The organism is Cytobacillus firmus NBRC 15306 (genome assembly GCF_001591465.1).
In the GTDB taxonomy this organism is placed as follows: Bacteria; Bacillota; Bacilli; order Bacillales; family Cytobacillaceae; genus Cytobacillus; species Cytobacillus firmus.
The window spans coordinates 1-26,985 of the sequence record NZ_BCUY01000055.1; the positions used below are offsets into that span (position 1 = coordinate 1).

Annotated in this window: 30 protein-coding genes and 2 pseudogenes; 20 read left to right on the forward strand and 12 right to left on the reverse strand. The window is 44.5% G+C overall.

Annotation, left to right across the window (positions count from 1 at the left end; translation table 11 throughout):
- Nucleotides 1-243 precede the first annotated feature (243 nt).
- From BFI01S_RS14800 to BFI01S_RS14815, 4 genes are all read left to right on the forward strand, one after another.
- Nucleotides 244-1,905 carry a glycoside hydrolase family 13 protein gene (locus BFI01S_RS14800; RefSeq protein WP_061793306.1) on the forward strand — a complete coding sequence of 554 codons (1,662 nt, stop codon included), beginning with the start codon at nt 244-246 and terminating at the stop codon, nt 1,903-1,905.
- Between the two features lie 112 nt (nt 1,906-2,017).
- Complete coding sequence (ybaK, locus tag BFI01S_RS14805; RefSeq protein ID WP_061793307.1) at nt 2,018-2,494, forward strand: Cys-tRNA(Pro) deacylase; 477 nt, start codon at nt 2,018-2,020, stop codon at nt 2,492-2,494.
- Nucleotides 2,495-2,611: 117 nt separating this feature from the next.
- Nucleotides 2,612-3,709 carry a PRK06851 family protein gene (locus BFI01S_RS14810; protein WP_061793308.1) on the forward strand — a complete coding sequence of 366 codons (1,098 nt, stop codon included), beginning with the start codon at nt 2,612-2,614 and terminating at the stop codon, nt 3,707-3,709.
- Nucleotides 3,710-3,729: 20 nt separating this feature from the next.
- A complete protein-coding gene (locus BFI01S_RS14815) occupies nt 3,730-4,260 on the forward strand; it encodes a hypothetical protein (protein ID WP_061793309.1) in 531 nt (176 codons plus the stop codon).
- Nucleotides 4,261-4,305: 45 nt separating this feature from the next.
- On the opposite strand, the gene BFI01S_RS14820 is transcribed toward BFI01S_RS14815, so the two are convergent.
- Nucleotides 4,306-5,661: a YjiH family protein gene (locus BFI01S_RS14820; RefSeq protein WP_061793331.1), complete on the reverse strand. Its 1,356-nt coding sequence runs from the start codon at nt 5,659-5,661 to the stop codon at nt 4,306-4,308.
- A 182-nt stretch (nt 5,662-5,843) separates the two neighbouring features.
- On the opposite strand from BFI01S_RS14820, the gene BFI01S_RS14825 reads away from it, so the two are divergent.
- The 5 genes and pseudogenes from BFI01S_RS14825 to BFI01S_RS14840 all read left to right on the forward strand — a co-directional run bounded on the left by BFI01S_RS14825 (nt 5,844) and on the right by BFI01S_RS14840 (nt 8,736).
- Nucleotides 5,844-6,647 carry an ABC transporter permease gene (locus tag BFI01S_RS14825; RefSeq protein WP_061793310.1) on the forward strand — a complete coding sequence of 268 codons (804 nt, stop codon included), beginning with the start codon at nt 5,844-5,846 and terminating at the stop codon, nt 6,645-6,647.
- Between the two features lie 3 nt (nt 6,648-6,650).
- Nucleotides 6,651-7,226, forward strand: a complete 576-nt coding sequence (locus BFI01S_RS24385) for an ABC-2 family transporter protein (protein ID WP_268875335.1) — start codon at nt 6,651-6,653, stop codon at nt 7,224-7,226.
- Nucleotides 7,205-7,456: an ABC-2 family transporter protein gene (locus tag BFI01S_RS24390; RefSeq protein ID WP_268875336.1), complete on the forward strand. Its 252-nt coding sequence runs from the start codon at nt 7,205-7,207 to the stop codon at nt 7,454-7,456. Before BFI01S_RS24385 ends, BFI01S_RS24390 begins: the two co-directional genes overlap by 22 nt.
- Before the next feature lie 11 nt (nt 7,457-7,467).
- Nucleotides 7,468-8,475: pseudogene (locus tag BFI01S_RS14835) on the forward strand (ABC transporter ATP-binding protein).
- A gap of 66 nt (nt 8,476-8,541) precedes the next feature.
- A complete protein-coding gene (locus tag BFI01S_RS14840; protein WP_061793311.1) occupies nt 8,542-8,736 on the forward strand; it encodes a hypothetical protein in 195 nt (64 codons plus the stop codon).
- A 68-nt stretch (nt 8,737-8,804) separates the two neighbouring features.
- On the opposite strand, the gene BFI01S_RS14845 is transcribed toward BFI01S_RS14840, so the two are convergent.
- A complete protein-coding gene (locus BFI01S_RS14845; protein ID WP_061793312.1) occupies nt 8,805-10,124 on the reverse strand; it encodes a short-chain fatty acid transporter in 1,320 nt (439 codons plus the stop codon).
- Nucleotides 10,125-10,269: 145 nt separating this feature from the next.
- On the opposite strand from BFI01S_RS14845, the gene BFI01S_RS14850 reads away from it, so the two are divergent.
- Complete coding sequence (locus tag BFI01S_RS14850) at nt 10,270-10,758, forward strand: GNAT family N-acetyltransferase (RefSeq protein WP_061793313.1); 489 nt, start codon at nt 10,270-10,272, stop codon at nt 10,756-10,758.
- A gap of 225 nt (nt 10,759-10,983) precedes the next feature.
- Here the strand turns inward: BFI01S_RS14850 and BFI01S_RS14855 are convergent, their stop codons facing one another.
- Nucleotides 10,984-12,498 carry a BCCT family transporter gene (locus tag BFI01S_RS14855; protein WP_061793314.1) on the reverse strand — a complete coding sequence of 505 codons (1,515 nt, stop codon included), beginning with the start codon at nt 12,496-12,498 and terminating at the stop codon, nt 10,984-10,986.
- A 209-nt stretch (nt 12,499-12,707) separates the two neighbouring features.
- Between BFI01S_RS14855 and BFI01S_RS14860 the strand changes: the two genes are divergently transcribed.
- The 3 genes from BFI01S_RS14860 (at nt 12,708) to BFI01S_RS14870 (ending at nt 15,421) form a co-directional block, all read left to right on the forward strand.
- Complete coding sequence (locus BFI01S_RS14860; protein ID WP_061793315.1) at nt 12,708-13,370, forward strand: DNA alkylation repair protein; 663 nt, start codon at nt 12,708-12,710, stop codon at nt 13,368-13,370.
- Nucleotides 13,371-13,459: 89 nt separating this feature from the next.
- Nucleotides 13,460-14,317 (forward strand): Cof-type HAD-IIB family hydrolase, encoded by an 858-nt coding sequence (locus tag BFI01S_RS14865; RefSeq protein WP_061793316.1) that lies wholly within the window; start codon nt 13,460-13,462, stop codon nt 14,315-14,317.
- Nucleotides 14,318-14,341: 24 nt separating this feature from the next.
- Entirely contained in the window at nt 14,342-15,421 is a 1,080-nt protein-coding gene (locus BFI01S_RS14870) for a PQQ-dependent sugar dehydrogenase (protein ID WP_061793317.1), read from the forward strand.
- A 24-nt stretch (nt 15,422-15,445) separates the two neighbouring features.
- Here the strand turns inward: BFI01S_RS14870 and BFI01S_RS14875 are convergent, their stop codons facing one another.
- From BFI01S_RS14875 to BFI01S_RS14885, 3 genes are all read right to left on the reverse strand, one after another.
- Nucleotides 15,446-16,096 (reverse strand): TetR/AcrR family transcriptional regulator, encoded by a 651-nt coding sequence (locus BFI01S_RS14875; protein ID WP_061793318.1) that lies wholly within the window; start codon nt 16,094-16,096, stop codon nt 15,446-15,448.
- Nucleotides 16,097-16,164: 68 nt separating this feature from the next.
- Nucleotides 16,165-17,193, reverse strand: coding sequence for an ABC transporter permease (locus tag BFI01S_RS14880; protein ID WP_061793319.1), 1,029 nt, complete (start codon nt 17,191-17,193; stop codon nt 16,165-16,167).
- Between the two features lies 1 nt (nt 17,194).
- Nucleotides 17,195-17,914 carry an ABC transporter ATP-binding protein gene (locus tag BFI01S_RS14885; RefSeq protein WP_061793320.1) on the reverse strand — a complete coding sequence of 240 codons (720 nt, stop codon included), beginning with the start codon at nt 17,912-17,914 and terminating at the stop codon, nt 17,195-17,197.
- Between the two features lie 202 nt (nt 17,915-18,116).
- Here BFI01S_RS14885 and BFI01S_RS14890 point away from each other — a divergent pair, with 202 nt between their 5' ends.
- Together BFI01S_RS14890 and BFI01S_RS14895 are read left to right on the forward strand one after the other, a co-directional pair.
- A complete protein-coding gene (locus BFI01S_RS14890; protein WP_061793321.1) occupies nt 18,117-18,839 on the forward strand; it encodes a Crp/Fnr family transcriptional regulator in 723 nt (240 codons plus the stop codon).
- Nucleotides 18,840-18,915: 76 nt separating this feature from the next.
- A complete protein-coding gene (locus tag BFI01S_RS14895) occupies nt 18,916-19,350 on the forward strand; it encodes an SRPBCC family protein (RefSeq protein WP_061793322.1) in 435 nt (144 codons plus the stop codon).
- A gap of 604 nt (nt 19,351-19,954) precedes the next feature.
- On the opposite strand, the pseudogene BFI01S_RS23770 reads toward BFI01S_RS14895, so the two are convergent.
- The 5 genes and pseudogenes from BFI01S_RS23770 to BFI01S_RS14920 all read right to left on the reverse strand — a co-directional run.
- Nucleotides 19,955-20,734: pseudogene (locus tag BFI01S_RS23770) on the reverse strand (hypothetical protein); the annotation flags it as partial.
- Between the two features lie 136 nt (nt 20,735-20,870).
- Nucleotides 20,871-21,536, reverse strand: a complete 666-nt coding sequence (gene bshB2, locus BFI01S_RS14905; RefSeq protein ID WP_061793332.1) for a bacillithiol biosynthesis deacetylase BshB2 — start codon at nt 21,534-21,536, stop codon at nt 20,871-20,873.
- Between the two features lie 31 nt (nt 21,537-21,567).
- On the reverse strand, nt 21,568-21,915 hold the full coding sequence (locus BFI01S_RS14910; protein WP_061793323.1) for a YojF family protein: 348 nt from the start codon (nt 21,913-21,915) through the stop codon (nt 21,568-21,570).
- Between the two features lie 211 nt (nt 21,916-22,126).
- Complete coding sequence (gene pdxK, locus BFI01S_RS14915) at nt 22,127-22,954, reverse strand: pyridoxine/pyridoxal/pyridoxamine kinase (protein ID WP_061793324.1); 828 nt, start codon at nt 22,952-22,954, stop codon at nt 22,127-22,129.
- A gap of 256 nt (nt 22,955-23,210) precedes the next feature.
- Nucleotides 23,211-23,408, reverse strand: a complete 198-nt coding sequence (locus tag BFI01S_RS14920) for a hypothetical protein (protein ID WP_061793325.1) — start codon at nt 23,406-23,408, stop codon at nt 23,211-23,213.
- 274 nt (nt 23,409-23,682) lie between these two features.
- Here BFI01S_RS14920 and mobA point away from each other — a divergent pair, with 274 nt between their 5' ends.
- The 5 genes from mobA (at nt 23,683) to BFI01S_RS14945 (ending at nt 26,603) form a co-directional block, all read left to right on the forward strand.
- Nucleotides 23,683-24,294, forward strand: coding sequence for a molybdenum cofactor guanylyltransferase (mobA, locus tag BFI01S_RS14925; RefSeq protein WP_061793326.1), 612 nt, complete (start codon nt 23,683-23,685; stop codon nt 24,292-24,294).
- A gap of 89 nt (nt 24,295-24,383) precedes the next feature.
- Nucleotides 24,384-24,848: a molybdenum cofactor biosynthesis protein MoaE gene (locus BFI01S_RS14930; RefSeq protein WP_061793327.1), complete on the forward strand. Its 465-nt coding sequence runs from the start codon at nt 24,384-24,386 to the stop codon at nt 24,846-24,848.
- Nucleotides 24,841-25,071: a molybdopterin converting factor subunit 1 gene (moaD, locus tag BFI01S_RS14935; RefSeq protein ID WP_061793328.1), complete on the forward strand. Its 231-nt coding sequence runs from the start codon at nt 24,841-24,843 to the stop codon at nt 25,069-25,071. The genes BFI01S_RS14930 and moaD overlap by 8 nt, the downstream gene beginning before the upstream one ends.
- Before the next feature lie 35 nt (nt 25,072-25,106).
- A complete protein-coding gene (locus BFI01S_RS14940; protein WP_061793329.1) occupies nt 25,107-26,126 on the forward strand; it encodes a thiazole biosynthesis adenylyltransferase ThiF in 1,020 nt (339 codons plus the stop codon).
- 78 nt (nt 26,127-26,204) lie between these two features.
- Nucleotides 26,205-26,603 carry a hypothetical protein gene (locus BFI01S_RS14945; RefSeq protein ID WP_061793330.1) on the forward strand — a complete coding sequence of 133 codons (399 nt, stop codon included), beginning with the start codon at nt 26,205-26,207 and terminating at the stop codon, nt 26,601-26,603.
- Nucleotides 26,604-26,645: 42 nt separating this feature from the next.
- Here BFI01S_RS14945 and BFI01S_RS14950 read toward each other — a convergent pair whose 3' ends face one another.
- Complete coding sequence (locus BFI01S_RS14950; protein ID WP_061793333.1) at nt 26,646-26,975, reverse strand: YflT domain-containing protein; 330 nt, start codon at nt 26,973-26,975, stop codon at nt 26,646-26,648.
- Nucleotides 26,976-26,985: the final 10 nt, after the last annotated feature.

Here is a 26,985-nt window from a genome sequence, read left to right on the forward strand (position 1 = left end):
CGGGTGCTTTACTTAAATAAGAAACCTTCAAAAACAGAGAAAACCCGTTAATATGCGAGTTTTCTTTTTCTATAAATCCTAATTTAATTATGGTATTGAAAAATTGAATTGTAAGCGTTACACTTACTGTAGTAGTATGCACATGCATTAAGCAGGCAGCTTTTTTTATGGCGCTTAATGCAAACGTTTGCGCACCAAACAGAAATTATAGAAAAGAAATTTATATATAATGAGGGTGTTAACATGAAAAAGGTATGGTGGAAAGAAGCAGTTGGATATCAAATTTATCCCCGCAGTTTCCAGGATTCAAACGGAGATGGAATTGGCGATCTTCAGGGAATTATTCAGCGGCTGGATTATATTAAAGGGTTAGGCATTGATGTCATCTGGATTTGCCCAATGTACAAATCCCCTAATGATGATAATGGATACGATATTTCAGACTACCAGGATATCATGGAGGATTTCGGTTCGATGGAGGATTTCAATCAGCTTATGGATGAGGTCCATAAGCGCGATATGAAGCTGATTCTGGATCTTGTGCTGAACCATACAAGTGATGAGCATCCGTGGTTTATTGAGTCCCGTGAGTCCAAAGAGAACCCGAAAAGGGACTGGTATATTTGGAGAGACGGAAAGAATGGCAAGGAGCCAAATAACTGGGAAAGTATTTTCGGCGGATCGGCATGGGAATACGATGAGAAGACGGAGCAGTATTATCTTCATGTTTTTTCGACCAAGCAGCCTGATTTGAACTGGGAAAATAAAGAGGTCCGCGAGGCATTATATGATACGGTGAACTGGTGGCTGGATAAGGGAATCGACGGCTTCCGGATTGATGCCATCAGCCATATCAAAAAGCGTGCCGGCCTGCCTGATATGCCGAACCCAAAGAAGAAAAAGTATGTATCTTCCTTCGATATGCATATGAACCAGGAAGGCATTCACGAGTACTTAAAGGAATTTAAAGACCGCACCTATGCGAACTATGATGTGATGACAGTCGGCGAGGCAAACGGTGTTACCGTGGATGAAGCGGACCTTTGGGTCGGTGAAGAGCAGGGTAAGATGGATATGATTTTCCAATTTGAGCACCTTGGTCTTTGGGACGCGGAAACAAACCCTGAGGTGGATATTGTCGAGCTGAAAAAAGTTTTGACCCGCTGGCAGAAAGGCCTGGAAGCGGATGGGTGGAACGCGTTATTCATCGAGAACCACGATAAGCCGCGTGTCGTTTCCACATGGGGAAATGATAAGGAATACTGGCAGCAAAGCGCAACAGCTATGGGTGCGATGTACTTCCTGATGCAGGGAACGCCGTTTATTTATCAGGGACAGGAAATCGGTATGACTAATGTCCAATTCCCTTCCATTGACGACTATGATGACGTAGCAGTGAAGAACCTGTACCGCCTGAAGAAAGAGGAAGGCATGTCCCATCAGGACATCATGGACATCATCTGGGCTTCTTCCCGTGATAACAGCCGTACGCCAATGCAGTGGTCCTCTAAAGAAAATGCAGGATTCACTAAAGCCCAGCCTTGGATGAAGGTGAATCCGAACTATAAGGAGATCAATGTGGAGATCCAGTCGCAGGACGGGGACTCCATCCTTTCTTTCTATAAAAGGATGATTCGGTTGAAAAAAGAAAATGAAGTCTTCACTTATGGCCAATATGATTTGCTTCTTGAAGACGACCAGCAAATCTATGCCTATACCCGTACATCTGATGATGACAAGGTAGTTGTGATTACAAACCTTTCAACAGAGGAAGCCTCTTTTGAAGCAGATGATAAGCTTTCCTATGAACAGCTTTTATTGAATAACTATCCGGTTGAAAAACATGGTGATATGGATTCATTTACGCTTAAGCCATATGAAGCCCGTGTGTACCGATTGAAATAATTTCTATTAGCAGGATTCTCTTTTGGGGAATCCTGCTATTCTTTTGCCTCTCCCTTTTTGAAACTGGCCAAAAATGCTAAAATGAGGAAAATAACCACTGGAGGCGCAGGCAATGGCAAAGGGTAAAACAAATGCGATGCGTATGCTCGATGCTCAAAAGGTCGAGTATGAATTGATTACATATGAAAGCCAGGACGGGAAGATTGATGGTGTTTCGGTTGCAGAAAAAATCGGCAAAGACCCTAAAGCTGTCTATAAAACATTAGTCGCCCAGGGCGTCACAAAGCAGGTCTTCGTGTTCATCATTCCTGTGACAGAAGAGCTCGACCTGAAAAAAGCCGCGAAAGCTGCCGGCGAAAAAAAAGTGGAAATGATCCCAGTCAAAGATATCCAGAAGCTCACCGGCTACATACGCGGTGGCTGCTCCCCGGTCGGAATGAAAAAGCAATATCCCTCTTTCATCGACGCAAAGGCACAAGGGCTTGAGCTGATCATAGTCAGCGGCGGCAAAATCGGCATGCAGATGGAGCTCAAGGTGGACGACCTGCAGAAGGCCATTGGAGCAAAGCTTGCGGATTTAATCAAATAATTAAAGCAAGAGTTCTGAATCACCATGATTCAGAACTCTTTTTTTCATAGGCACTCACCCATCCCGCTCCTTTTGCATACTGTAAGGTGAAAATGCATTTCGAAAGGAAGTGTAGGAGTGGCTGGGAAAATATTAAAATACTTCGCCGGCGGGAATACAGCCCGGGGATTCCACAATTTATTCGAATCGAACCTGGCAGGGCTTGATCGCCTTTATATTTTGAAAGGCGGACCGGGAACAGGAAAATCATCCCTGATGAAAGCAATCGGGAAGGAACTGTCTGAAAAAGGCTATGACCTGGAATACATTTATTGCTCATCTGACAGTCAATCGCTCGATGGCGTCATCATTCCTTCTTTAAAAGCAGGCATTGTCGATGGTACAGCGCCGCATGTAATCGAACCGAAAGCACCAGGCGCGGTCGAAGAATATATTAATCTTGGCGAAGCCTGGGATTCAAGGGCACTGGCTGCATGTAAAGAAGAAATTACCGTACTGTCGGGCCAGATAAGCAATTCCTTTGCAACGGCTTATGACACGTTTGCCGAAGCACTGAGGATTCATGATGAGTGGGAAAAAATCTATATAGAAAATATGAATTTCCAGAAGGCAGATGAACTGACGAAAAAGCTGATTTCCACCTTCTATGGAAATATGAAACTAAATAAGACTCCATGTGTAAAGCATCGTTATTTAGGGGCAGCCACTCCGATCGGAGCGGTGGATTTTGTGCCGAATCTTACAGAGGATATTCAAAAAAGATACTTCATAAAAGGGCGTCCGGGTTCCGGCAAGTCCACCATGCTGAAGAAACTGGCAAAAGAAGCTGAAAGCCGTGGATTTGATATTGAGATCTATCATTGCGGGTTTGATCCGCACAGCCTGGATATGCTCATTGTGCGCGAGCTGGGCCTCGCTATCTTTGACAGCACAGCTCCGCATGAATATTTTCCGAATCGTGATGGCGATGAAATTGTAGATATGTATGAAATAACGATCAACTCAGGCACAGATGAAATTTACGCTGAACAGCTTAAGGATATCAGCACCCGTTATAAAAATAAAATGACTGAAGCCGTATCTTATCTGGCACGGGCAAAAACCCAGCGGGACACGCTGGAAAAAATCTATGTCAACAGCATGGACTTTTCAGTGGTTGACCGGATTAAAGAGCAGGTCCGCTCTGAATTGCTGCTGATTGCAGAGAAAGTCTAAATCCTGAAAGGAGTATCAAAATGGATTATATGAACTATCCGTTTTATCCATATATGTATGAGCAAAATGAACATGGACGCATTTTTCCAGGCGGAGGATCAGGAGGAGGATTTGGCATTCCTGGATTTCCAGGCGGCGGGTCAGGAGGAGGCTTCGGCATCCCGGGATTTCCGCCAGGAGGGCCAGGAGGAGGCTTCGGACCACCAGGACCGCCACCGGGAGGACCGGGTGGAGGATTTGGGCCGCCGGGACAGCCGCCAGGATTCCCGGGCGGTGGAGGAGGCCCTGGAGGACAGGATGGACCGCCATCAGCTCCGCCGCCAAACTTCACCCCTCAAATGCAGCAGGTCAGCACATTCGCTGTTGATCCCGGTGCCATAAGAGGCTGCTTATTCCGTAATACCTTTATATGGCTGCAAAACGGAAACAGCTTCTGGTTCTACCCGACCTTTGTCGGCAGGACCTCTGTTGCAGGCTGGCGCTGGAGAAACTGGCACTGGACGTATTACGGAACAGACTTGAGGAGAATTCGTTCTTTTCAATGCTTTTAACAATACAAAAGAGGTATCCCGCATATGGATACCTCTTTTCGTATGTTAAAAAAGAAGATGCGCAGCCAGCACAATCACCGGCAATGTAATCAGTGTTCGCTGTATAAAGATAATAACAAGATCCCAGAAGGATACAGGTATCTTGGAGCCCAGCAGAAGTCCGCCGACCTCTGACATATAAATCAGCTGGGTAACAGATACTGCAGCGACAATAAAGCGGGTCATCTCGCTTTCAATGCTTGCCCCGATCACGGATGGCAGGAACATATCGGCAAATCCGACCACAAGTGTTTCAGAAGCAGCTCTTGCTTCCGGCACCTGCATCAATTCAAGCAATGGAATGAACGGCATTCCCAGATACGTGAAAACTGGCGTGTATTCGGCAACGATCAGAGCCAATGTTCCCAAAGCCATGACAATTGGGGCAACACCCATCCACATATCCAGAATGTTCTTGGCGCCATCCTGGAAGAAGGCTTTCAAGCTTTGATTGGTGCGTGCTTTATCTAAAGCCTGCTTAAGCCCCCAGCTGAATGGAGTGTGTCCTTCAGGAATGCTCTCATCAAGCTCCGCTTCCTGGCCGTTATAATACGTATCAGGCTTTCTGGACAGAGGCCAGATTCTCGGGCTGATAATGGCGCAAATGAATCCTGCCGCTGTGATGGTCAGATAAAAAGGCACGAACATATGGCCAAGATTCACCTGTGAGATCACCACAAGGCTGAAGGTAATGGATACGACAGAAAAGGTTGTGCCGATAATGGCCGCTTCCCTTTTCGTATAATAGCCTTCTTCATACTGCTTGCTGGTCAGAAGAACACCAATCGTGCCATCGCCAAGCCAGGAAGCTACACAGTCAATAGAGGACCTTCCAGGCAGCCTGAAAACCGGACGCATGATTTTCGTTAAAAGCGAGCCAAAGAATTCAAGTAATCCGAAATTCAATAGCAAAGGCAGGAAAAGACCTGCAAATAAAAAGACCGAGAACAGGATCGGCAGGAGGTCATTTAAGAGAAGTCCTCCTGTGTTTTCAGACCAGATCTGTTCAGGCCCTATTTGAAATAGTGTGATAACCGCAAAAACAGCGCCGATAAATCTCGCTGCAGCCCAGATGCAGGGAACATCAAATAAGTTCTTGAAAAAAGAGCTATTCTCAATAAAAGCAAGCTTGGCGAGCTTCGCCAGCAATGTACCCAAGAATGTAATAACTATAATAAAGGTCATAATTTCAGGAAGATAATCTGTAAGCAAGTTTTGGATCCATCCTGAAAAAATAGCGATGGGAATCGTAATATCCCCCTGATATTTGATCGGAACCATGAATAAGCTGATTCCAATTAAGGACGGTATGAGAAATTTTATCAGATCGGAAGAAGAATGCTTCTTTCTGGATGCGTCAATCAATTTATTCACCTTTTTCTTATATTTATAAACCACATGTTATTTTAATTCATTGCCCATGAAAAAGCCAACCCTTTCTCTTAAATTCCACCGTTTCCCTTCTTTTTAAACTTCTGATTTATTGCCTCCTATATTATGTTAAAATATGAAATAATCAAAAAAATCAAAAAGCAGGTGTAGGAATGTTCAGGTTTCGGTTATATTGGACCTTCACAAAAAAGGCCTTTCTGCGATCAGCCGTTTATCGGTTTGATGTATGGTCTCGGCTCGGCTCAAACCTCATTTTTCTGCTGATGTGGGGTTCGATATGGACTGCTTTATATGCCGGAAGGGAAGAAGCAGGCGGTGTCAGCTTTGAGTCCATGCTGACGTATATTGTGGTCAGCCAGTTTTTAACGGGGGTAAATGGGGCGGGCACCCCGCTGTGGGAAATCCAGGAGAAGGTCCGGACAGGCGATATTTCCCTGGAATTAATGAGACCGTTTGATGTGCCGCTCCGCTACCTTTTTGCCGACTTTGGCAGTGTGGCCTTTTACATACTGACAGCACTGCTCCCTTTATATACGGTCATGTTCATTTTTATGGATCTGACATTGCCTTCAGGATGGGAAACTTGGGCGTTATTTATCGTATCCGCTTTTATAGGATTCCTGATCCGCTATTGCATTGAAATGTCCTTCGGGCTGCTTTCCTTTTTCCTCGTTGAAACGGGCGGCATTGTCGATGTCTTTTACTTCGCGATGTCCCTTCTGTCCGGATCCGTCATCCCGCTGTGGTTTTTCCCGGGCTGGCTGGAAACGATGGCTCTTTACCTGCCGTTTCAGGGAATCTATTACATACCAAATGCGATTTTTATAGGCAAAATCTCAGGAAGTGAGATCCTGCTTTCCCTGGGTGTCCAATTATTCTGGGCTGTGGCCAGTTATCTGCTGTTAAGGTTTGTCTGGAATCGCGCATCCCAAAAAGTAGTGGTGCAGGGGGGATAAAGTGTGAGTGTTGTAAAATATTTCGATTTGTATTTCAAGCTCATCTCCGCAGGGGTGAGGGCCCAGCTGCAGTACCGGTTTGCTTTTGTCATGAGGATTGTCGGCCTCATAACATCCTATACAGGCACCGCTGTCACGATGTGGATCATGCTTTATCAGTTTCAGGAACTCGGCTCATGGACCTTTTACGAGATGCTGTTTCTATTTGCAGTCGCTGTTTTATCCTGGGGGTTCTGCATCATTCTCTTTTTCCACTTCAGGGGGCTGGACACCTACATTTTAAATGGCACGTTTGACCGCTTCCTTGTCAGGCCGATTAATCCATTTTTTCATTTCATGGCAATGAAATTTGATGTTGGCGCATTTGGACAGTTCCTTTTCAGCATCGGCATTTTTATTTGGGTCAGCTTTGAGCTGCAGCTGGATTGGACAATTGGGAAAAGTTTGTTTCTGCTGTTATCCGTGGCTGGAGGCATCCTTATCCAGGGCGGCCTGCTCGTCATGATTTCTGCCCTCGCTTTCTGGACGACGAAATCGGAGCAATTTTACTGGGTGCCATGTTTCCGGCCCGAAATCTGACGAATTATCCTCTGGTCATTTATCCGAAAGCTGTCCAATGGATTACAGCTTTTGTGATCCCATTCGGCTTTGTGAACTATTTTCCCGCGGCTGTGCTCCTTGAAAAAGAAACACCCTTTTTCCCGGAGAATATCGGGTATTACTCGCCGCTTGTCGGCATCGTCTTTTTTTTCATCGCTTATTCGATCTGGATGCTGGGTTTAAAGCGATATAAAAGTACAGGTTCATAGGAGGACTGGAAATGCCGGTTATAGAGGTTGAACATTTAATGAAGGATTTTATGATCGCCAAGCGGGAGACAGGCTTCCTGGGCGCTGTGAAGAGTCTAGTAAAAAGAGAGCATATTAAAAAAGAAGCTGTAAAAGACATCAGCTTTTCAATCAATGAAGGGGAAATGGTCGGCTATATCGGGCCGAATGGCGCCGGAAAGTCCACCACCATCAAAATGCTGACGGGCATTCTGGTCCCAACTTCAGGAAGTGTGAAGGTGAACGGCATCATTCCCTATGAAAACAGACAGGAAAATGCCAAGAATATCGGAGTGGTTTTCGGCTAGAGAACACAGCTCTGGTGGGATCTTCCTACTATTGAATCGTTTGAACTGCTGAAGGAAATCTATCAGGTCCCGGATAAACGGTATAAGGAAAACATGGACACCTTCACCGGGATATTGGGGCTGGATGGATTTCTGAATACACCGGTCCGCCAGTTGTCCTTAGGGCAAAGGATGAGGGCTGATATTGCCGCGTCCCTGCTGCATGACCCGCCCATCCTGTTTCTGGATGAGCCGACCATTGGCCTGGATGTTGTCGCAAAGGAAAAGATGAGGACTTTTATCAAAGAGATTAATAAGGAGCGCAGCATAACCGTCATTTTAACCACCCATGATATGGAGGATATCGAAAAGCTCTGTGAGCGGATGATCCTCATCGACCATGGGCAGAAGGTATATGACGGGGAGATTGCAGTCGTCAAAGAGCGTTTCGGCAAAATGAGGACACTCATCGTTGATCTGGAGGAATCATCACACAGCCTGAAGCTTAAGGGCGGTGAGGTGTTTAGAGAAGAAGCAAGCCGCTTCTGGATCCGGTTTAACCGGGATGATGTGTCAGCTTCAGGACTGATTGCGCAAATTACCGAAACACATAATATCAAAGATCTGACAGTGGAAGAGCCTGCAATCGAATCGATCATCAGCCGCATTTATCAGGAGGGCTATCAGGAATTGCCGGAGACGGTAAAAGTGTAAAAAATAGGCTTGGTTAATATATCAATATTTTCTGAAAAATTAATATACTATATAGAGGTGATCAAAATGATTCTATATTTGCTTGGCTTTTGTGCAGTATTGCTGGGAACAGGAATGTTTGTGGACTGGTGGCATAAAAGGCATGGAATTGACGACTATGATCCTGGGGAAAATGAAAAGCATGTATCTGATTCAGAGAGAGCCTGCACGGAGTCTTATATGCATAACATGAAAAATGATCATCAAAATGGAATGTCATAAAAATAAGCCTCCCGATGAGGCTGCTGTTCATAATAGAAGAGCATGGCAGGTGCCATGCTCTTTTCCATTTAGAAAAATAAAAATCCCATTGAAATGATCACGCCGCTGACCAGAAGAGTCAGGACGCAGAATCCCATGATGTCTTTCGCTTTTAACCCCGCAATGGCGAGTGCCGGCAGCGCCCAGAAAGGCTGGATTAAGTTGGTCCAGGCATCACCCCATGCGACCGCCATGGCCGTTTTGGGGATAGAAGCCCCCATTGACTGAGCCGCTTCAAGCATAATCGGAGCCTGAACAGCCCACTGTCCTCCTCCTGAAGGAACGAAGAAGTTCACAAGTCCCGCACTTAAAAACGTGAAGAAATGGAACGTGTAGTCATTCGAAATGCTGACAAACGCTTCGGACATCACCGCAGCAAGCCCTGATGCGGTCATCATCCCCATGATTCCGGCATAAAACGGGAACTGGATAATGATGCCGCTTGCTCCTTTTACCGCATTCAGGACGGCTTCGAGGAACTGTTTAGGTGTTCCATGAAAAAGAATGCCCAGGAACAGAAACAGGAAGTTCACGATATCAAGATTAAGATTAAAGCCCTTTGAAGCGAAATAATAAAATAAGAACGCAAGTCCAAGAATCCCGGCAAGCAAGGAAATGATACGGCTGTTTTCCAGGCGTTCAGCAGGTGTCATCGCTTCTTTTTCGAGTGCAGCTGCCTGAATGTCTTCCTGAAGAAGAGCAGGATCAACCACAATTGTTTCCTCTTTTGATGGCATCATAAAGCGGTTTACAAAAGGCAAAACCAATAATAGGGCGGCAACAATAAAGATATTGAAGCCGGCGAAAATCGTCTGGTCAGTAGAAATGACGCCAATCATATCCTCAGAGAAGTGGCCCGGCGTAGCAATCGTCAATGGAATCGAGCCGGAAATCCCCCCGTGCCAGACAACGAATCCTCCGTAAGCGCTTGCAATCAAAAGGCGATAATCCACATTTTTCACCTTTTTAGCAAGTTCTTTTGCAAACAGGGCGCCAATCACAAGACCGAAACCCCAGTTAATTAAGCTTGCAGCCATCGACACAAATGACACAATCAGGATGGCCTGGCCGGGTGATTTGGCCAATGATGCCAGGGCGCCTAATCCCTTTTTAAAAATATTGCTGCTGGCTAATACATGCCCTGTGACTAATACCAGCACCATCTGCATGGAAAAAGTCAAAAGGCCCCAAAACCCATTTCCCCAATGCTGAACCATCTGGTAAGGCCCATTATCTGTAAAAATCAAGCCTAATCCAAAAACCGCAAAAGTTAGGATAATGACAAATAAAAATGGATCCGGCAAGTACCGCTGCATAATACGGTTAAAGAAAGATACCAGTACCCTCATGCTGCAACCCCCTAAAAATTTTTTCTCGAACCTAATATATTTTCTGTAAAATTCAGTTTATTCCTTCTTTTCTGAAATAATTCTTGCCTAAAATGCTCTAAGCCATTTAAATTTGGAGAGTAAATATTGAAAAGGGGATTGGGATATGGACGTAAAAATAGTGAAAGCCGCAATCGCGGATCGGGACATAGTAAGAAACATGTATGCATTCTATCTGCATGATTTAACAAAATACACAGATGGATTGCATGTAAATGATGAAGGCACCTTCGAATTTGATGCATTTTCATTGATCTGGGACAAGGAAGGCATTGAACCTTATCTTATTAAGTCTGATGGCAAACTGGCAGGGTTCCTGCTGCTTCTGAGGGCCCCTTTTTTAACAAAAGCAGACTACTGCATCAATGACTTTTTCCTGTACAACTCGTTCAGGGGGAAAAGTGTGGGTCAGGCAGCTGTGGGACTGCTTTTTAGTGACTATAAGGGCACCTTCTATATCGAGCAATTAAACCGAAACAAGCCTGCCGTCCGCTTTTGGGAAAAAGTGTATCGGGATTATCAGCTTGAGGTTCAGGAGACTTTGAGGATGGAAGATGGAGAAGAGGTTGTGGGGCAGTTTGTGATGGTGGAATAGATCGAATCCCTGGAACGACGTCCGGACACAAAAAGAGAAAATGGGCGCTCCAGAGTCGGAACCCGGATCAACTTCGGACACAAAAAGCGAAAATCGGCGCTCCAGAGTCAGAACCCAGCCCAGCTTCAGACACAAAAAAATAATTCCGTGCCCCAGTGTCCGAACCGCCAGCTACCTCCGCCAACAAAAACAAAAAAACAGACCCCCTCCCAGAGGTCTGCCCAATTATTTTTTCTGCCTGACAGGTATCGTTTCCCTGCGCAGCATTTTCAATAGCGATATGCACATAAAAATCAGGATAATGGTGAATGGAAGCGCTGATACCAGCGAGGCTGTCTGCAGGCCCTCGAGTCCGCTGCTTAACAGCAGGACTGCGGCAATGGCTCCCATTAGCAAGCCCCAGACAATCCGCGGGAAAAGCGGAGGGTTCAGGGTGCCGTTAGCGGTCATAACGCCCAGGATATACGTTGCCGAGTCCGCTGATGTAATTAAGAATGTCAAAATCAGCAGAATGGACAGCACTGAAACCAAGAAGCTGAAAGGCAATTGGTTATAGGTCTGGAACAGCGCAGAAGTCACATCATTGTTAACGGCCTCTGCAATCTGTGTGCCGCCGAATAAATCAAAGTGCAGCGCTGTGCCGCCAAATACGGCAATCCACACAAGTGCGATTAATGGAGGAACAATCAGGACGCCGACAACAAATTCGCGAATCGTTCTCCCCCGGGAAACACGGGCAATAAAGGCTCCGACAAAAGGGGACCAGGCAATGGCCCATGCCCAGTAAAAAATCGTCCAGTCGCGGATCCATGTGCCTCCCTTGTAGGGGGTCAAGCGCAGGCTTAACTTAATAAAATTTGAGATATAGTCGCCGATTCCAAGTGTAAAAGTATTTAAAATAAACACAGTCGGGCCGGTAACCAGTACAAAAATCATCAAAGCCAGTGCCAGTCCGAGATTGATGTTGCTCAAGTATTTAATTCCTTTATCAAGACCTGTCGATGAGGACAGCAGAAACAAAGAAGTCATTACCGCAATAATCAGAATTTGAGGCATAGTGCTCTGCTCTATGCCAAATACTGCGTCAAGCCCGCCGTTAATCTGCAGAATGCCCAGTCCAAGCGAGGTCGCAACCCCCATGACTGTTGCAATAACAGCCAGGATATCAATGACCTTTTTCAGCAGGACAGGATCTTTTTTCCTGCTGAACAAAGGAGTTAAAGTGGTAGAGATCAGTCCGTTTTCTCTCCTCCTGAATTGGAAATACCCCATGGCCAGTCCCACGATCGTAAACACGGACCATTGGCTGACTCCCCAGTGGAAAAACGAGTAGCCCATCGCCTCGCGGGCGGCTTCTGCTGTTAAAGGATCCATGCCTTCCCTTGGCGGAGTGAAATAATGGCTCATCGGCTCGGCAATTCCCCAGAACACCAATCCAATCCCAAACCCTGCACTGAATAACATTCCAATCCATGTGAAAAATGGATAATCCGCTTTATCTTCATCATTCCCAAGCTTGAGACGGCCATATTTGCTGATAGCCAGATAGATGCAGAATAAGACAAAAAACAAGACCGAAATTAAGTAAAACCAGCCAAATGCGTATGTAGTAAAATTGAAAGCTTTTGTTGCAGCACTGGCGAACAGATCAGGAGCCAGTGCCCCCAGTAATACTAAGAAAGTTATAACTACGGCTGATACCCAAAATACACTGTTTATACTGCCGGATTTATCATTCAATAAAATTCCCCCTAAATATGTGAATCACATTTGTATTTTGGCCTTCTTTTCTGTCTAATCATTCATTGGGATTTGTAAAATGCAGGTAAAATGGGATTAAATAGAAGAGGGAAAAGCTGTCCGAAAACGGAGAAAGCAACAAATCTCTTCTGTACCTTACCCTTAACAGGATGACATAAACCCGTTTTGATGTAAAAAGGAGTGCTCATATGGATATCCAATTATTAACCGAGCTTTTTGAAGAAAACCGGGACACAGAAAAAGCGATCCCCATGCAAAACTATATGAAAAACCGCTTTTCCTTCCTGGGAATCAAGGCACCTGAAAGAAGAGCCCTGTTAAAGGAATACTTCAATCAAACAGGCCTGCTGAAGCAGGCGTTTAATCCGGCATTTGTGGAGGCCTTATGGGACATGGAGGAGCGTGAATACCAGGCTGCCGCCCTTGACTACATAGGGAAATTCACCAGGAAGCTGGACAAAAATCATCTGGCATTAGTCGAAAAGCTGATTACATCAAAATCCTGGTGGGATACTGTTGACATGCTTGCCGCACATGCAGTGGGCGCCATCGCGGCCAAAAGCCCGGAAATCATCCCCGGAAAAATAGAGGGATGGGCGACCAGCGAAAACATGTGGCTCCGCAGAACTGCTATTCTATTTCAGCTGAAATACAAAGCCAGCACAGACGAAGAGCTGCTATACCGCTGCATCCTCCTAAACAATGACAGTAAAGAATTCTTCATCCAAAAAGCTATCGGCTGGGCTCTCAGGGAATACTCGAAAACAAATCCAGAGTCAGTAAAAAGGTTTATTGAATCAAACACACTTGCAAAATTGAGCATCAGGGAAGGGAGTAAGTATGTAGGCTAAGAAGAGCAATTATTTAAAATAACCCTTAGAACATGATAGAATGGCAAATAAGTTTTTCAGTAAAATACTACAGCCAGAAGGTGAATCTAATGATCAAATGCATTGCCAGTGATATGGACGGAACGCTTTTAACCGCCACACAGAAAATTACGCCTGAAAATTTAGAAGCCATTAAGGCCGCACAGGAAAAAGGAGTCGAAGTGGTCATCGCGACCGGGCGCTCCTATTTCGAAGCAAGCTTTGTCCTCGATGAAGCCGGCATTTCCTGCCCGATCATTTGCGCAAATGGGGCAGAAGTAAGAGCCTCGGACGGGAAGGTCGTATCCTCCAGCCCGCTCGATAAGGACCTGGCCAAAAAAGCAGCCTATATCCTTGTGCAGAACAATGTTTATTTCGAGGTATACACCAACCAGGGTACATATACCATTGATGAAGACCGCGGCGTATCCATTATTGTCGACATCTTTTTAAGCGGAAATCCGGAAGCGGATATTGATGAAGTGACCAAAGCGGCGGAAGAGCGCTTTACAAAAGGGCTTGTCCATAAAGTGAACAGCTATGATGAGCTTTTCAACAGTGACGAGCATCAAATTTACAAGCTGCTGGCCTTCTCGTTTGAACCGGATTTTCTTGTTTCCGCGAAAGAAGAGCTGCTGAAGCTTGAAGGCATGGCCGTAAGTTCATCAGGGGATGAAAATCTGGAGCTGACAAGTGTGAACGCCCAAAAGGGAATTGCCCTTGAAGCATTTGTAAAAGAAAAAGGAATCTCACTTTTGGAAACCATGGCCATTGGCGATAATTATAATGATTTGTCCATGTTCAAACGCGCAGGAAGATCAGTTGCCATGGGAAATGCCGATGACATCATTAAAGCACAATGCGATGTGGTAACATCCGCAAATGAAGAAAGCGGTGTTGCCAAGGCAATCTGGGAAGTCCTGAAGTAAATTTCAAGGGAGGCTAAAGGCTGGATGAAAAAGGTGTTAGGTTTAGGGCTGCTCGTCTTGGGTCTGCTGGCGGGGTGTTCAGGTGCAGGCGATAACGGGAAGCAAATCGAGGATCAGGAGGCCAGCCTTCCTGGCGGTGCTGAGCCGGAAATACTGGCAGATGAGCTCGATATTCCCTGGTCCATTGCCAAAACGGGCGAAACCTTTTACATGACGGAAAGACAAGGAAGCATTGTGAAAGTCGAAGACGGCAAAAAAGAACGCCAGAAGGTGGAGCTTGCAAAAAAGCTTTCAACAGCTTCTGAAGCCGGCTTGCTCGGCTTTGTGCCGGCACCTGATTTTTCACAATCAAACGAAGCGTATGCCTATTACACCTACGAAAACACCTCAGGACAGTTTAACCGAATTGTCATTCTCAAGCATCAGGATGGGACTTGGAAAGAGGAAAAGCTTTTGCTTGATAAAATTCCAAGCGGTCAGTACCATCATGGCGGCCGGCTTGAAATAGGCCCTGATGGAAAGCTTTATGCGACTGCAGGCGATGCTGCGGCCGATCCTGAAATTGCCCAGGATGTGAATTCCCTCGGAGGAAAGATCCTAAGAATGAATCTGGACGGCAGCGTACCTGCGGATAATCCATTCAGCGGCTCTTATGTCTATAGCTACGGCCACCGCAATCCGCAGGGGCTTGCCTGGGCTGAGGATGGGACTTTGTATGAAAGTGAGCACGGCCCATCTGCCAATGATGAAATCAATAAGATCTTTCCAGGAAAAAATTACGGCTGGCCCGTCATAAAAGGGACCGAGAAGAAAGAAGGCATGGAATCACCGCTGTTTACCTCAGGTGATGACGAAACCTGGGCTCCGTCCGGGATGGCCTATTATAAGGGCAAGCTTTACACCGCCGCCTTAAGAGGAAGTGCCGTTCTGGAGTTTGATCTGGAAACGAAGAATGTCAGGAAGGTTGTGTCTAATTTAGGCAGGATCCGCGATGTCTTCATTGAAGGGGATATGCTTTATTTTATCAGCAACAATACAGACGGACGAGGCAATCCGCTTGAGAAGGATGACAAGCTTTATCAACTTCAGCTTTCGGAAATATAAGAAGCCTGGCAGCAGTGCCAGGTTTCAGTTTTTAGCTGAAAGTCCATGCATGATGAATTGAATGGTCAGCTCGATTTCTTTTTCATCATCCCAGTCGGCTTCAGGCAAAATTAAATACCTGGCGATAAGAAAGCCGAATATGGTTGTAAAGGTCATTCGGACAGCACTGTAGGGCGGGATATCAATAATCTGCCCTTTTTTCTGATAGTATTCAGCCAAACTGGCAAAACGATCGAATACTTTCATGGCAATATGCTCTTTAAACTGTTCTTTGAGTTCGGGGTGGAACGGAATTTCCTGGATCAGGATCTTGATAAGAGGCATATTGTTTTTAAGGAACTCAATCCGGTTCTCCATCATGGCTCTTAAAAAATCTTCAAAGTGTTCATATTCATGATTGATGACTTTATATAAGTCTTTAATGACAAATGGAGCAATCAGCTTTGCCATCATCGGCGAAACGATCCCCATCAGCAAATCTTTTTTTGTTTTATAGTGCCTGAAGATGGTTCCTTCGGCTACTCCTGCCTTTTTGGCGATTTCGCTTGTCGAAGTGGCTGCATAGCCTTTTTCAGAAAACGATTCAATCGCAGCCATGATAATTTTCTTCTGCTTCTCCGTAAGCTTTTCTTCTTCATGAAATAACTCTTCTAAAATGGAATCCTTCTCTGGCATGGTAAACTCCTTTATACGTGCAAAATCTATAGTTTTATTATAAAGGAATGAAATTATAAAAAGAAATTTTATATTTTCCGGTACCTTCTTAGAGCAGCGATATTCAGAACCATAAAGAGCAGGGAGAAAGCGAGCAGCATCAGCAGATCTTTATAAATCATATCCCATCCAAAGCCTCTCACCATTACATTTCGTAATGCTTCAGCCGCGTAATATAAAGGTGTGAAAGGGCCGACCCAGCTGAGCCACTCTGAAATGGTCTCAAGATTGAAAAGCCCCGAGAAAAAGATCTGCGGAACCACTATAATGGGAATGAATTGAATCATCTGCAGCTCATTGTTGGCAAACGAAGACAGCAGGATTCCCAGAGTCAATGCTGTCAGCGATAGGAGCAGTGTGATCAGAAGGACATAGCCAAAAGAGCCTTCCATCAGCATGCCGAGTACATAGATCGCATACCAGGCGATGATGGCTGCCTGGATCATCGTGAAAATTCCAAATCCCATGATATACCCGGCAACAATTTCCCACTTCCTGAGCGGGCTGGTCAAAAGCCGTTCGAGTGTTCCGGTGGTCCGTTCCCTTAAAAAGGATACCCCGGCAATCAGGAAAACAAAGAAAAAGACAAAGAATCCAAGCAGAACCGGCCCGAAATAATCAAACTGACCCATGTCCCCGGAGCCGAATAAATAATCGGCTTTTACTTCCTGATTCCCGCCATTTGGCTGCAGTGACTTCAATGCACCCTGAACCCATCTCATCACAGCTCCGTTTACACTTGGATCACTGCCTTCGAGAACCACTGACGGCGGCATTTGATCAAACACCAGATAAGCATCCAGCTTCTTGGCTGATAAGTCCTTTTTCGCGAGCTTCTCTGTTTGATAGTGTTCGAGTTTAGCATGTTCCAGGTTAAGCTGAGTCTCTATTTTTTCAGGCAGATCCACGAGGCCGACTTTTGGCGTATATTCTTCTCCGTTAAACACAAGATGAAGCATGCTCATGACCAGGATCGGAGCAAGGATCAACAGAGCCATCGTCCGTTTATCTCTTACAATCTGGCGCAGTATTCGAATAACCAGTGCTGTAATCCTCATATCAAGCACCTCCATATGCCAGAAAGGCATCTTCAATAGTGGCCGCGCCTGCTTGCTGCATTAATTCTTCGGGTGTCCCGGCTGCAATGAGCTGTCCGTCTCTAATCATGCCCAGCCTGTCGCACTTTCCTGCTTCATCCATGACATGAGTTGTCACCAGGATGGTGGTCCCTTTCTCCTTCAGGTTTTTAAAAGATTCCCAGATGCTTTTTCTAAGGACGGGATCAATTCCAACAGTAGGTTCATCGAGAATGAGGAGACCGGGACTATGCAGAAGGGAAATGGCAAGGGAAAGTCTTCTCTTCATTCCCCCTGAATAGTCGGTAACCATTTTATGAAGGTGGTCTGTTAATGAAACCAATTCCATCACCTCATTCATCCGCTGCCTTTTTTCTTTGCCGCTTAACCCATACAGCGCTGCAAAGAAATCCAGATTTTCCTTTGCTGTTAAGTCGGTGTACAAAGCATCGGATTGGGCCATGTAGCCGATTCGTTTGATCAGGTCCAGCCTGGGCATTTTTTCGCTGAAAATATAATTTTCACCCTGTGCTGGTTCCTCCAGGCCTGCCAGCTGTTTAACAAGCGTCGTCTTGCCTGCTCCGGATGGGCCGAGCAGACCGAAAATCTCACCTTCATAAATTTCAAGGCTGATGTCTTTTAGAACTTGCTGCTTTCCGTAATTTTTGGATACATGTTGAATGGAAACGATTGGACTATTCATTTGTTCACTCCTTTGTTATAAGTGAGTAATCACTCACTAATTATCATAAATGAATCCCGAGTTATTTGTATAGTGAGTAATCACTCATTTTTTCGGCGTCCTATAATTCTGGATGAGAAGATAGTTTGTGAGGTAAGTCACTTCAACCCAGTCCGTACTTAGCTAGAATATTTCTTAAGAATGGTAAAAGCGGGGGATGGGAATGGAATATGAAAAGCAGGATCATAGGCCGTTAATCAACGAATTTTTAGGCAAGATTGAGATTTTTAAAGAGCTCCCCATTGAATCTCTAGAGCGGATCGATAATCGAATTATTAAGAAAGCTTATTTAAAAGGCGAAAGAATTATGTCTGAATATGAGGTTGCCAAAGGAGTTTACTTTGTGCACTCCGGTATTGTGAAGCTGACGAAGCAGGATGAACATGGAAATGAACTGATTGTCTGCATTAAGAAAAAGGGCGAGATTTTTGCTGAGGCCAACCTTTTTAACCAGGAGGGACATACGTATCCTGCGACAGGTACCATGGTGCAGGATGGTGAAATCTTTTTTCTGAATACCGATGAACTGGAGCAGGAGCTTCTGTATTCGCCGGAAATGGCCGTGCAGATTATCCGCTATATGAGTGAATCTCTGCGTGATATGACCTCCATTATGAGGGATATTGCGCTGCTTGATGTGTATACGAAAACCGTCCGGACATTGGAAAGGCTCGCAGAAAAGTTCGGCGCCAACTACTGCAACCGGATGCATCTAGAGCTCCCCATAACCGTTCAGGAATTCTCCACCCTTGTTGGAACATCCCGGGAAAGTGTCAGCCGTGTTTTTTCCAGGCTGAAAAAAGAAGGAATCATCGAAATCACAGGCAGGAAAATCGTTATTGTGGACTGGTGCAAATTTTGCTCCCTTTACCGCCAGAAGCTGTAGGGGACGCACCTTTACTCCGGCCTGCTTTTTTGTTATATAATAGAGTCATAGACTTAATGACTCTGAGGTGCAAAGCATGGCTGATTTTCGTTCGAGTGAGATTATCAATAAACCAGTACATGAAGTATTTGATTATATGATTAAGATGGAAAATGTCCCTGAACTTATGCCGTTTGTCGTGAAAGTGGAAAAGCAGACCGAGGGTGAGACCGGAAAAGGAACAAAGTTTGTTGAAACACGTATGGTCAGAGGGAAAAAGATCAGCGCGGATGTTGAAATCATTAATTTTGAACAGGATAGAACCTATACCACCCGCAGCAATGCCAATGGACTGATCACCGAATATAAATATGATTTTCATGAAATAGAAGAAGGAACCCAGGTGGAGATGGAAGCAACCGTCAAAACCAGCGGGCTTGTTGCCAGATTGACGAAGCGTTTTATCGTGAATATTGTGAAGCAGGAAGACGGAAGCCAGCTTCAGTATTTGAAGGAAATGATGGAAAAATAACAAGTAAATGGAGCCCCGTTTCGGGGGAGAGTATTCCCAAATACGCAGGCAGCTAATCCGCTGCCTATTTCTTATGGTCATCATCCTGTTTTCTCTTTGTTCTTTTCTTATTTAACAGTGATTTACAATTTTATTTGACTGCTGCAACACCAAATGCATAATGTTTGAAAAGAATCTCCTTTATTAACTCAGATTGAGGTTCTTCACAATTAACAATGAGAATAATTTCAGAGTGCTTTCCTCTTCGTATTCGTTTCTTTTTCTTTAAAATAACCTCCGTATATATTCTAATAGAGAAACCTAAAACAAAACCGATGAACGCACTGATAAGTCCCCAGTATATTGGACCCCATGCTAATTTAAATCCGATACTTGCGCCAATTACAGCAAAAGCTGTGGCAAGCGAAATTCCTATATCGACGAGTGACGTACCATCTGAGCGATGAAGAGAATCAAACACTTTACGTTCTTCGGTTCGATTATAAAGTGGAAGAGCATAAATATCCTCTTTTTTTATTCCATTTTTCTCAAGTGTTGAAATCGCCATTTCTAAAAAGGAGTTACTTTCAAAGGTTGAAAATAACTGCATTTTGATCACTCCGCTTTTTTGTCTTTTCAATATCCGGAAACTTTCCGGCTGGAAAGTTTTAATTAAATATCTTCTTTGTTCCTCTTCATAAAGTTTATTATTTTCGACTGTATTCATATAGGAATCAAACGTAGCAAAACCATAGTGGGATGGAAGAAATAATAGCCACTCTGGATTTAAAACTGAGGTTGCCTCTTGGATTTTTCCAAGAAATAAGAGAGACACGGCTTGTTGTGCATGCGAAAAGTAAAAGAAGACAACAACCCAAAATATAAGAAAAAACGCTGTCAAAATTCTATGTATATAGAGCTGTCCGAGCCCGGGTACAAATAAAGACCACATTATGGGCATAATAGGATTTCTTTTATCAAGATAATTAATTTCCAGTGGTCCTAAACTAAAAGTATTGATTTGATGTCCTTCGTTTTTGGCTAAAATATACACCTTATTCATATCTACAGTTGTGCGGTAGCTATCCCATATAGCAAAGAAGTAAACAGGAATATACATTAGAAGCCATCTCGTGTCTAAAATTTCTTTAGCCATACCGATATTACCTTGAAATGAGTAAACCATAGCTAAATTGACATTTGCTTTTATATTTATTAGGACTTCCCAAATAAATAAGGCATAGCCTCTTAGGTATTTTGACAAAAGCAAATGTCCAAAACCAGGAAACGCGGCTGACCACCAGCCTATGATATAAGGGTTTCTCAAATGTATTTGAGAAGTGCCCCAAACGCTGACATGAGCTTTATAATATCTTGCGGTGTTATCATTTTTGTAATTGTCCACGGAACAGTCACCCTCTATGGATGATTAATTTAAACTAGTTTCTCACATTACATTTTCTTTATACATGCCGCAAGGGGCCCGCCGATAGCACAAAAATGAAAGGAGCTGCATGAGCAGCTCCCTGTTCTAACATTTTTTATATTTTATAAGTCCAAAAGCGCTCTTTATACATTCTTGCCAGTACTTCCGGATCCTGATTTTTAATGCTTTCTTCCATGTTCGCTGCCATCAGCTGTGTCTGGGAGGCATGCGCCTTAATGGCTGCGATTTTCCGGTCGATAACCGCACTTACATCATTGACCACATCAGCCTGGCCGATTTCTTCCTCACAGTTATTGGAGAATGCCACACAGTGAACCTTCGGACGCTTGTCAGCAGGCAGCTCTTTTACCGCACGGATCACAGCAGCGCCTGTTGCGTCATGATCCGGGTGCACAGCGTATCCCGGATAGAACGTGATGATGAGGGAAGGGTTTGTCTCACCGATGATGACTCCCAGTCTGTTCGCGAGCTTTTCTTCATCCTCAAACTCCACGGTTTTATCCCGGTACCCCAGCATTCTTAAATCCTGGATACCCAAAACCCTGGCTGCTTCCTCCAGCTCTTCTTTGCGGATTTTCGGCAGGGTTTCTCTGGTGGCAAAAGGGGGATTACCCATATTGCGCCCCATTTCTCCTAGCGTCAGGCATGCGTAGGTGACAGGTGTGCCATTATCGATATGTAAGGAAATCGTTCCTGATACGCCAAATGCTTCATCATCCGGATGAGGGAAGATGACGAGTACATGTCTTTCCTTTTCCATCATGGTCGTGCTCCTTTCATTTCATGTCCTCTTATTCAAAAGGAGTTTCACTAATTTGCAGGGCGACTGCCAGCTTGCCGCTGAAATCATGGCCGGCTAAAAGGAGCCTGTTATCTTCATCCACTTCAAAGTGGGTAATTCCTTCAGCATACACCCAGCCAAAATTCATTTTCAATCCAACCCGGTAAGGGCCTTTGCCGGTAACTTTTCCGTGTTCATAAACCAATTGGGCATTGCGGATGTAGGCGCCTGAAGAAAAGAAGGTTTCATCAAAATGGGAAGCATACGCCCCATTCGTTGTTTCCAGATGAATAAAGACCTCTTTCTTGGCAAGGCGGTCGATCTCTTTTTGCACATGTTCCTTCACTGCTGGTTCCACTCTATAGTCCCCCTTTCAAGATATCTTTCTGTTTATCTTACTAAAAAAAGAAACGAAAAGCGAAAAAGTAATCTCAGCGAGGAATTAGATATAATCGCGAAATTTTGATTTTATTCGCGAAAAAATCAATATATCCGCGAACCCCATTTTATCCGCTAAACCGCCCATTGCCCCAAAAAAACAGAGCCCATCCGGACTCTGTTCCTCATTCTTATTCTGACTCAGTACGGCCTGCGCCATATTTGCGGTACGCACCCGGCATGGTCGGGCCAACATATTCATTCAGCTTGAAGCCATGGTTGATGGCGGCAGTAATGAAGTCCTTCGCGGTTTGAACCGCTACTTTGACAGGCTTGCCTTTGGCAATTTCTGCTGTGATGGCAGAAGAGTAGGTGCAGCCTGCGCCATGAGTGTAAGTCGTTTCAACGCGTTCGCTCTCATAAAGAGTGAACTCTTGTCCATCATAGAGAAGGTCGACGGCTTTTTCGTGCTGAAGCTTGCTGCCGCCCTTGATTAATACATACTTCGCGCCAAGTTCATGAATTTTAACAGCTGCTTCCTTCATGTCTTCAACCGTCTTGATCGGACCGGTTTTAGCCAGCTGCCATGCTTCAAACAGGTTTGGTGTTACAACTGTTGCAAGCGGGACAAGCAAATCTCTTAATGCTTCGTTCAATTCAGGATGAATCGGTTCATCTTCGCCCTTGCAGACCATGACCGGGTCGATTATAACGTGATCCAGGCTATTTTCCTTAATGGTCTTTGCGGCAATCTTGATCACTTCTTCAGAACCGAGCATGCCTGTCTTCATGGCATCGATTCCTGTCGAGATAATCGTTTCGATCTGTGTTTCCAGAATATCTGTAGAAATCGGGAACACGTTGTGGCTCCAGTTATTTTTAGGATCCATCGTCACGATCGTAGTCAGCGCAGTCATCCCGTAAACGCCAAGCTCCTGGAATGTCTTAAGGTCAGCCTGGATGCCAGCGCCGCCGCTCGTATCCGAACCTGCAATGGTCATTACTTTTTTCATTGTCATATGCCTAAATTCCTCCTTGCTGATATCTTTTATTAATTATAACAATAATTGAAAAAGGGAAAAACTATAACGGACCGATTAGATGATTTCTCAGCATTAAGGTTGTCCGCTATTGTTTTCAAAAATACAAAAGAGATCATTGAAACAAAAAAGGAGCTATTCCTCAAAGAAGAATAACTCAGGGTCAGTCTTTTAATTAGGCTCTTTTCGTATAAATTGTTGTTTTTAACCTATTAATCTTGTCCGTTGATTTCCGCTACAGGATGCTCGCTTTATAGAAACTCTGTCCAATCGCAGCTTTATTGCCCCAGTCATTAATATTTTTTGTGCTGGTGCCGCCAGGATGAAGCAGGGGATCACTGACCAATGGTGCCTCAAAGCTGGGTTCGCAAGCCAAAAGGCTTGCAGTTAAGAAGAACGTTAAAATGGCTGATGATATCTTTTTAAAACTCAATGTATTCCCTACCGTATATAGAAATATATGGAGTTCTATCTAATAGCCGAAGGGTTATACCTGCGCAATGCATGTAAAATAATTCCATCGGTTTATAGGTTTTTCTAAAAAAGGTAATTGGTAGCAGAATAGAGATAAGAAGAAAGTAGGAGGGATCCATAGCTATCCGCACAACCGGCAGGTCTTTATCAAAGAATCACATTGGATTAGATGGTAAAATAAAACGATAAGGATAGAATGGCTGTTCCACATCACACAAAGTCAGGTGAAGAATATGAGTACAACAGGCATTATTTTGGCAGGAGGGCATTCCAGCCGTATGGGGGAGAATAAGGCTCTGCTAAAAATACACGGAAAAACAGTGATTGAACGCATCGCAGATTCATTGGCTTCTTATACATCCCAAGTGATAGTCGTTGCGAATAAACAGGAAGAATACCGGTTTCTTGGGCTTCCAGCAGTCAGTGACAAATGGATAGAAAAAGGTCCGCTTGCAGGAATTCAAGCAGGGCTGTCAGCGTCATCAAACCAAAAAAATCTGATTGTTGCCTGTGATATGCCTTTCATATCTGTGGATTTAGGGAGAATTCTTCTAGAAGAATTAAACAGCCGTCAGGCCGCTGTACCGGAAATGGAAGGCCGCCTTCATCCTCTGTTTGCAGCTTACCGAAAAGAGGCTAAAGAAGCGGCTGAACAAGCTTTGATGAATAATCAATTAAGAATCCGTGAATTTTTAAATAAAATAGACACTGCCATATTAAGAGATGAAGAACTGAAAAAGAGAGGTTTTCTAGCCAAGGATGCCTATTTTTTTAATATGAATCATCCGGATGAGTACCAGCAGGCACTAAAAATGGCAGCTGAAGAGGAAGGAAAATCAAATTAAACAATCAGCCATTTCACTTCCGGCACAGGTTATGTCAAAATGAAACAAATAAGGCTAGAAAAGTTTTTTTCTATAAATGAGGTGATTCTATGAATTTTGAGATTTCAAAAGAACCAATCGATATTCAAAGTGTGATCGATAAAGTGGTGCAGCGGGAAGCAGGAGCGATTACGACCTTCATTGGAACCGTCCGCGAGCTGACTCACGGCAAAAAAACACTTTACTTAATCTATGAAGCATACGAGTCCATGGCTGTGAAAAAACTGGAGCAGATTGGAACCGAGATAAAAGAACGCTGGAACGGGGCAGAAGTGGCGATTACCCACCGCACAGGCAAGCTGGATATTACCGATGTAGCGGTGGTCATTGCCGTTTCCACTCCACACCGTGCCGATGCTTATGAAGCCAACCGCTATGCAATTGAAAGAATTAAAGAAATTGTGCCGATCTGGAAGAAGGAACATTGGGAAGACGGCGAAGAGTGGATCGGAAATCAGCTGGAAACAGTGGCATATCCAAAAGGGAAACCGGAGGCGGAGGATTTAAATGAATAAAATCATGTTTTTTGCCCATTTGCGGGACCGTGTTGGAGAAGAGTCTGTAACAAGAGATGTCAGCGGCAAAACCATCGCTGAGCTGAAACAGCTGCTTGAGGAAGAATTCGGGCTGATGCTTGATTCAGTCATGGCAGCCGTGAATGAAGAATTTGCTTCAGATGAAGAAGTCATCCAGAACGGAGATACGGTTGCTTTTATCCCTCCAGTCAGCGGCGGGTGATGCAGCTTTTCTTTTTATAGAGAGGAGGGGCCCTATTGTCTGAAAGGTATTCACGCCAGACCTTGTTTGCGCCGATTGGAAAAGAGGGGCAGGAAAAAATCCGCTCTAAGCATGTGCTGATCATCGGTGCCGGCGCACTTGGCTCGGGAAATGCGGAATTGATGGTGCGTTCCGGGGCCGGCAAACTGACGATCATTGACCGCGATTATGTCGAGGAAAGCAATCTGCAGCGCCAGCAGCTTTTTTCAGAAAGCGATGCCGCGGAAAAAATGCCGAAAGCGGCCGCTGCAGAAAAACGGCTAAAACAGATTAATAGCGAGGTTGAGATCCGCTCAATTATTGGCGATGCTGCTCCCGAAAAGCTGGAGGAGCTTGCTGATGGGGTGGATCTGATCCTTGATTCAACTGACAACTTTGAAACCAGAATGGCCATTAATGATATCTCCCAGAAATATAATATTCCGTGGATTTATGGAGCCTGTGTCGGCAGCTTTGGCATGAGCATGACCATCCTTCCAGGGAAAACACCATGCATGAATTGTTTATTGAAAAAAATCCCAATCCAGGGGATGACCTGTGACACCGGTGGGATTATTGCGCCTGCTGTGCAAATGGTCGTTGCCCATCAGTCGGCAGAGGCACTGAAAATTCTGGCTGAGGACTGGGAAGCAGTAAGGACCGCGATGGTCAGCTTTGATTTATGGCGAAACCAGTACACAAGCATGAAGGTGTCAAAAGCAAAGGATGAAAGCTGCTTATCCTGTGGAAAAGAACGAACCTATCCTTACCTGCAGCCGGAAAACATGATGAAATCCACTGTTCTCTGCGGAAGGGATACCGTTCAGATCCGCCCTCCGAAAGAAATGGAAATCGAGTTCACGGAAATCGCCCGGCAGCTGAAATCCCTCGGCTATCAGGTGAAAGGCAATCCATACCTGCTTTCCGTCGACATGGAGGAGCAGCGGATGGTCCTTTTCAAAGACGGACGCGCCCTGATCCATGGCACAAAGGATTTAGCGCAGGCGAAGTCCATTTACCAGCGGATTATGGGTTAGAAAACTAGTGCTTATTTATCATATATAACCCTTTGCCTTTTCTGTAAAATAAAGACAAAAGAACAGGAGAGGGTAATAATGATTACATTTATGTATTTTTTCGGGTATTTATTTGATCAGCTGCTGGTTAATTTTATTGGGTTCGTTCTGATTCTATATAGTTTTATCATGCCGGTTACGCCACTATATAAAAACAAGCGTCCTGCCGATCTGATTGTTCATATCAGCCGCATTCTTTTCGCTATCCTTCTCCCTTTCCTGAATTTCTTTTACTTTTTATTCAATAGCGGAGATTGGTCGACAGGGAACGGCATAATAGCGCCGGAGCATTTTTATACGTTTATCTGGATTCAGGCAGGGTTGATGGTATTGCCTGAACTTGTATTTTTCATCCTGTCAAAAGTCAAAATAACCAGAGTATGGTGGTATGTACTGTACCCGGTTCTGCTTATAGGGTTATGGATTTGGATGTTTTAAGGGCACAAAAAAAGCGATGAAAAAGTTCATCGCTTTTTTTGCTTACTTTACTTCATCTGTACCTACAATAACTAGCTTGCCTTCATCCAATACTTTTTCATATTGTTCTGCTTCTACCGTTGTTAACCCAACAGATTCAAATTTGGAACGAAGCTCATCTCCGCGCTTTTTGAAAACATTTCCGACAGAATCGAATAAGCCCTGTTCCTTCATGCCGACTTCGCCTGTATCTGTCGCGTCAGAAAGGTGCTCAGAGCGATCCTTGTCATGTGCGAAAATATAGATGTTTTCCTTATTGAATCCCTGGCTTTGCAGCATTCCAATCGCATCAGTAGCTTGTACACCATTTTCGACAACTTCAATTTTATACATATATAACATC

Coding starts and splice junctions, on each gene's coding strand:
- BFI01S_RS14800 (WP_061793306.1), top strand. CDS start 244: ATGAAAAAGGTATGGTGGAAAGAAGCAGTTGGATATCAAATTTATCCC.
- ybaK (WP_061793307.1), top strand. CDS start 2,018: ATGGCAAAGGGTAAAACAAATGCGATGCGTATGCTCGATGCTCAAAAG.
- BFI01S_RS14815 (WP_061793309.1), top strand. CDS start 3,730: ATGGATTATATGAACTATCCGTTTTATCCATATATGTATGAGCAAAAT.
- BFI01S_RS14825 (WP_061793310.1), top strand. CDS start 5,844: ATGTTCAGGTTTCGGTTATATTGGACCTTCACAAAAAAGGCCTTTCTG.
- BFI01S_RS24390 (WP_268875336.1), top strand. CDS start 7,205: ATGTTTCCGGCCCGAAATCTGACGAATTATCCTCTGGTCATTTATCCG.
- BFI01S_RS14840 (WP_061793311.1), top strand. CDS start 8,542: ATGATTCTATATTTGCTTGGCTTTTGTGCAGTATTGCTGGGAACAGGA.
- BFI01S_RS14845 (WP_061793312.1), bottom strand. CDS start 10,124: ATGAGGGTACTGGTATCTTTCTTTAACCGTATTATGCAGCGGTACTTG.
- BFI01S_RS14850 (WP_061793313.1), top strand. CDS start 10,270: ATGGACGTAAAAATAGTGAAAGCCGCAATCGCGGATCGGGACATAGTA.
- BFI01S_RS14860 (WP_061793315.1), top strand. CDS start 12,708: ATGGATATCCAATTATTAACCGAGCTTTTTGAAGAAAACCGGGACACA.
- BFI01S_RS14865 (WP_061793316.1), top strand. CDS start 13,460: ATGATCAAATGCATTGCCAGTGATATGGACGGAACGCTTTTAACCGCC.
- BFI01S_RS14870 (WP_061793317.1), top strand. CDS start 14,342: ATGAAAAAGGTGTTAGGTTTAGGGCTGCTCGTCTTGGGTCTGCTGGCG.
- BFI01S_RS14875 (WP_061793318.1), bottom strand. CDS start 16,096: ATGCCAGAGAAGGATTCCATTTTAGAAGAGTTATTTCATGAAGAAGAA.
- BFI01S_RS14880 (WP_061793319.1), bottom strand. CDS start 17,193: ATGAGGATTACAGCACTGGTTATTCGAATACTGCGCCAGATTGTAAGA.
- BFI01S_RS14885 (WP_061793320.1), bottom strand. CDS start 17,914: ATGAATAGTCCAATCGTTTCCATTCAACATGTATCCAAAAATTACGGA.
- BFI01S_RS14890 (WP_061793321.1), top strand. CDS start 18,117: ATGGAATATGAAAAGCAGGATCATAGGCCGTTAATCAACGAATTTTTA.
- BFI01S_RS14895 (WP_061793322.1), top strand. CDS start 18,916: ATGGCTGATTTTCGTTCGAGTGAGATTATCAATAAACCAGTACATGAA.
- bshB2 (WP_061793332.1), bottom strand. CDS start 21,536: ATGGAAAAGGAAAGACATGTACTCGTCATCTTCCCTCATCCGGATGAT.
- pdxK (WP_061793324.1), bottom strand. CDS start 22,954: ATGACAATGAAAAAAGTAATGACCATTGCAGGTTCGGATACGAGCGGC.
- mobA (WP_061793326.1), top strand. CDS start 23,683: ATGAGTACAACAGGCATTATTTTGGCAGGAGGGCATTCCAGCCGTATG.
- BFI01S_RS14930 (WP_061793327.1), top strand. CDS start 24,384: ATGAATTTTGAGATTTCAAAAGAACCAATCGATATTCAAAGTGTGATC.
- moaD (WP_061793328.1), top strand. CDS start 24,841: ATGAATAAAATCATGTTTTTTGCCCATTTGCGGGACCGTGTTGGAGAA.
- BFI01S_RS14945 (WP_061793330.1), top strand. CDS start 26,205: ATGATTACATTTATGTATTTTTTCGGGTATTTATTTGATCAGCTGCTG.
- BFI01S_RS14950 (WP_061793333.1), bottom strand. CDS start 26,975: ATGTATAAAATTGAAGTTGTCGAAAATGGTGTACAAGCTACTGATGCG.